Source organism: Caproiciproducens galactitolivorans, from assembly GCF_026672255.1.
GTDB classification, from domain to species: domain Bacteria; phylum Bacillota; class Clostridia; order Oscillospirales; family Acutalibacteraceae; genus Caproiciproducens; species Caproiciproducens galactitolivorans_A.
In genome coordinates this window covers 1-3,041 of record NZ_JAPOHA010000023.1, presented here as the reverse complement: position 1 = coordinate 3,041, position 3,041 = coordinate 1, and the positions used below count along the sequence as shown (strand labels likewise).

Sequence of the window (3,041 nt, the reverse complement as noted above, 5' to 3'; positions counted from 1 at the left end):
TTTTTTTTTACAAAACAAATTGCGTAGCGCAAAAACAGGTATAAGAAAGGAAGGGAAAAATGCAAGAGCATGTTAATGTAAAAGATATTTCACCCGAAAAAATGCGCGAGTTTGCGCGGCTAATGCTTGAAGCGTTCAAAAAGGATATGGAAAAAGAGAGGGTAGAAAAATCCGCATAAAAAGATAAGGAGGTTGCAAATTCATGAATAACTTACAAATTTTCAACCGCGACATAATTCCTGTCTACACAACGGATGAGGGAAAGAAAGTGGTTATCGGAAGGGAACTTCACGAAAAACTTAAAATTGGGAAGGACTATTCCACATGGTTTAAAGATATGTGCGAATATGGGTTTTTCGAAGGAACAGACTTTTCCCCAGTTTCGGGGAAAACCTCAGAGCAAGGTGGTAGACCCCGTATTGAGCATATCCTCACCCTCGACATGGCAAAGCACATTGCAATGATTCAGCGCACACCGGAGGGTAAAGCAATCAGGGATAAACTTATTGAACTGGATACCAATATCGAAAATCTTTCCCCGGAACTCCGGCTGTTAATTAAATTGGAAGTCGGCCAGAAGCAGCAACAGAAAGCTTTGCAGGAAACCAATGAGCGTCTTAACCATATTGGAGATGTTATTGCACTGGACACCCGCTCATGGCGTGAGGACGCTCGGAAGCTGATTATAAAGACCGCACAAAAGATGGGCGGCAATGAGTACATAAGGGACGTTCAGTCGGAAATCTTCAAGTTAGTGGATTCGCGCGGTGGTGTAAAGCTCGAAACCCGCCTTACCAACAAGCGCCAGCGGATGGCCGACGAGGGCGTGTGCAAGTCCAAACGGGACAGGCTCAACAAAGTCGATGTTATTGCCGACGATAAAAAGCTGATTGAAATCTATATCGCTATCGTCAAGGAAATGGCAATCAAATATGGCGCAGATCAGAAAACCGCTTAAAAAGGAGGAAAAACCATGTATGTAAAAATCACCGTAGATGACGAATTCGCAACGCAGGATATTGAAATTGAATTGAACGCTCACAACATTTACGCAAAATGCCCGAAATGCGGAAAAGAATTTCAAGTAGACCCGATCGAATGGGCGCATGACTTTCCGGAATTTAACTGGGGACATCGTCCGTTTTGCGACGAATGTTCCAACCGGAAATCCTCATTGACCGCCCGTTGTACCCGCTGTGGTCATATCTGGAACATAAGCGCAAAGAAAGTAATCCCTAAATCCGGCTTCCTATGTTGGGATTGCAGTTACAGGGACAAGCTCATTAAAAAAGGAATTTTGAAAGGAGGAAAAGAGAATGGATGAACTAGAAAAAAGAATAGCAGCCCTTGAAGTGGAAGTTCAAAGGCTGCGCATGGCCAAAAAAGAAACATTCTTGATATGCGTGCTCGGTATAGCAATTGCAGATTTAATTCTCAATCCTTTCGCTACTTTATTAATTGGTCTATTGCAGAAATAATTAAAGCAATTAGATGTGGTAACTGCGCTACTGCTCCACTTGCTAGAGCCATGCAAATTGCTTCAAACATTATTTCGGTGGGCTGCTTTGACCATTTGGTTTGTGGAGCAACATTCAAAGTTGGAATTTCTGACTTTGCAGTTTGGTAAATTTGTTGAATTTGTTGGTTGGCTTCATTTGTAACAGGAAAATCATCAGGGAGATTTTTAAATCTTTCTAACTTATCTTTAGCTATTGTCAAAAGTTCTTCATAGGATAAGTCTTTCAAATCACCATGAGTTAAGCCCATTTGAGATAGTTCACCATATGTAAAGTTTTTTAGGTCACCATATGTTGCCAAGCTTCTTACCCCTTTTCCGACATAATTCTACACTGAAAAGGAAATATTTACAAGGAGGACAAAAGAATGGGAAAAGTAATGTCAAAAGAAGAAGTAAAAAACAATAAAGCTTCTGATTTCAAAAGGTTTAACGAGAAAGGAAATTTGCAGTATCACAAATAGGAGCCGTGCCACCATTGACCGAGTTAAAAGCGGGCAGTTCGACGAAAAATTAAAAAGTCCAGTTAAAAAAACATCAAACGATGATTTGTACGACCTAATATTAAAAGTTTTTGACTTATTAGCAGAAATAGAAGAAAAAATCAAATAAGGAGGGACAAGCCCATGCGTACCACATCGAAATTTGCTGCAATATTTGGCGTACTGCTTTTTATTCTCGGCTGCGGCATTGAAGACATATTACTTGTTGTGGCGGCCGCATTGTTAACCGGATTCGGAACACAGGGGGTACTTGAGTTTGAGCCAAAAAGAAAGGCGGCAAATAAAAAGTGAAATTCCATTGCGACCACGATTGTTTTCATTGCGAATATCCAGACTGTCAGGCTCATGACCCCATGACCCGAGAGGAAAGCAAGATATTGACTGGGGTACATGGAGGTTGGGAAAAAGAAATTCGAAGAAAATTTGTTAAAGAATTATTGTCCCGTGGCTTTTTAGGGCGTGAGATTGCAACGCTGCTTGGCATTAGCATGACCGATGTTCGCACTATCGAAGTGTATTTATGCAAAGAAAAAAGCCGCTCCCGACTGGCATCGGAAAGCGGCGCAAATAAAACTATATCAACTGCATTATAGCAGTATAAAAGGAGATTTGTCAATATGAAAGCTTATAAGGGATTCAACAATAAATTGCAATGCACACCATCAGGTAAGGTGTTCCAGTACGAAATTGGTAAATCATATGAGGAACCCAAAGCGGATTTATGCCGTTCTGGATTTCATGCTTGCGAAGCACCCTTGGACGTATTCGGATACTATCCTCCGTCTGATAGCAAATACTGCGAAGTTGAATTGGATGAGGTTTCGGAGAAAACGGATGGCGATAGTAAGCGGTGCGGTAAGAAAATCAAGATCGGCGTTGAGATCGGGACAAAAGGAATCATTGATGCTGGTGTGAAATTTATCCTTGAAAAGGTTGATTGGAACAATGCCAAAGAATCCAACACAGGTTGCCAGTCCGCGGCTACCAACACAGGCGACTGGTCTGCGGCTACCAACACAGGT

The 3,041-nt window shown here is 41.6% G+C and carries 7 protein-coding genes; 5 read left to right on the top strand and 2 right to left on the bottom strand.

All coding sequences use genetic code 11. From position 1 onward, the window contains the following. The first annotated feature begins 202 nt into the window (after nucleotides 1-202). From OUY18_RS13755 to OUY18_RS13745, 3 genes are read left to right on the top strand one after another with little or no spacing between them, the layout of a single operon-like run. A complete protein-coding gene (locus tag OUY18_RS13755) occupies nucleotides 203-958 on the top strand; it encodes an antA/AntB antirepressor family protein (protein WP_268059352.1) in 756 nt (251 codons plus the stop codon). 15 nt (nucleotides 959-973) lie between these two features. Further along, entirely contained in the window at nucleotides 974-1,324 is a 351-nt protein-coding gene (locus OUY18_RS13750; protein WP_268059351.1) for a hypothetical protein, read from the top strand. Continuing rightward, a complete protein-coding gene (locus OUY18_RS13745; RefSeq protein ID WP_268059350.1) occupies nucleotides 1,317-1,478 on the top strand; it encodes a hypothetical protein in 162 nt (53 codons plus the stop codon). Before OUY18_RS13750 ends, OUY18_RS13745 begins: the two co-directional genes overlap by 8 nt. On the opposite strand, the gene OUY18_RS13740 is transcribed toward OUY18_RS13745, so the two are convergent. Both OUY18_RS13740 and OUY18_RS13735 read right to left on the bottom strand, forming a co-directional pair. Next, nucleotides 1,447-1,818, bottom strand: coding sequence for a hypothetical protein (locus OUY18_RS13740; protein WP_268059349.1), 372 nt, complete (start codon nucleotides 1,816-1,818; stop codon nucleotides 1,447-1,449). The two genes, OUY18_RS13745 and OUY18_RS13740, sit on opposite strands and share 32 nt — an antisense overlap. 302 nt (nucleotides 1,819-2,120) lie before the next feature. Beyond that, nucleotides 2,121-2,339 carry a hypothetical protein gene (locus tag OUY18_RS13735; RefSeq protein WP_268059348.1) on the bottom strand — a complete coding sequence of 73 codons (219 nt, stop codon included), beginning with the start codon at nucleotides 2,337-2,339 and terminating at the stop codon, nucleotides 2,121-2,123. Between the two features lie 57 nt (nucleotides 2,340-2,396). Here OUY18_RS13735 and OUY18_RS13730 point away from each other — a divergent pair, with 57 nt between their 5' ends. Together OUY18_RS13730 and OUY18_RS13725 are read left to right on the top strand one after the other, a co-directional pair. Continuing rightward, complete coding sequence (locus OUY18_RS13730) at nucleotides 2,397-2,612, top strand: hypothetical protein (RefSeq protein WP_268059347.1); 216 nt, start codon at nucleotides 2,397-2,399, stop codon at nucleotides 2,610-2,612. Between the two features lie 24 nt (nucleotides 2,613-2,636). Continuing rightward, the coding region (locus OUY18_RS13725; RefSeq protein ID WP_419196148.1) for a DUF7666 domain-containing protein at nucleotides 2,637-3,041 on the top strand (405 nt) is incomplete at its 3' end.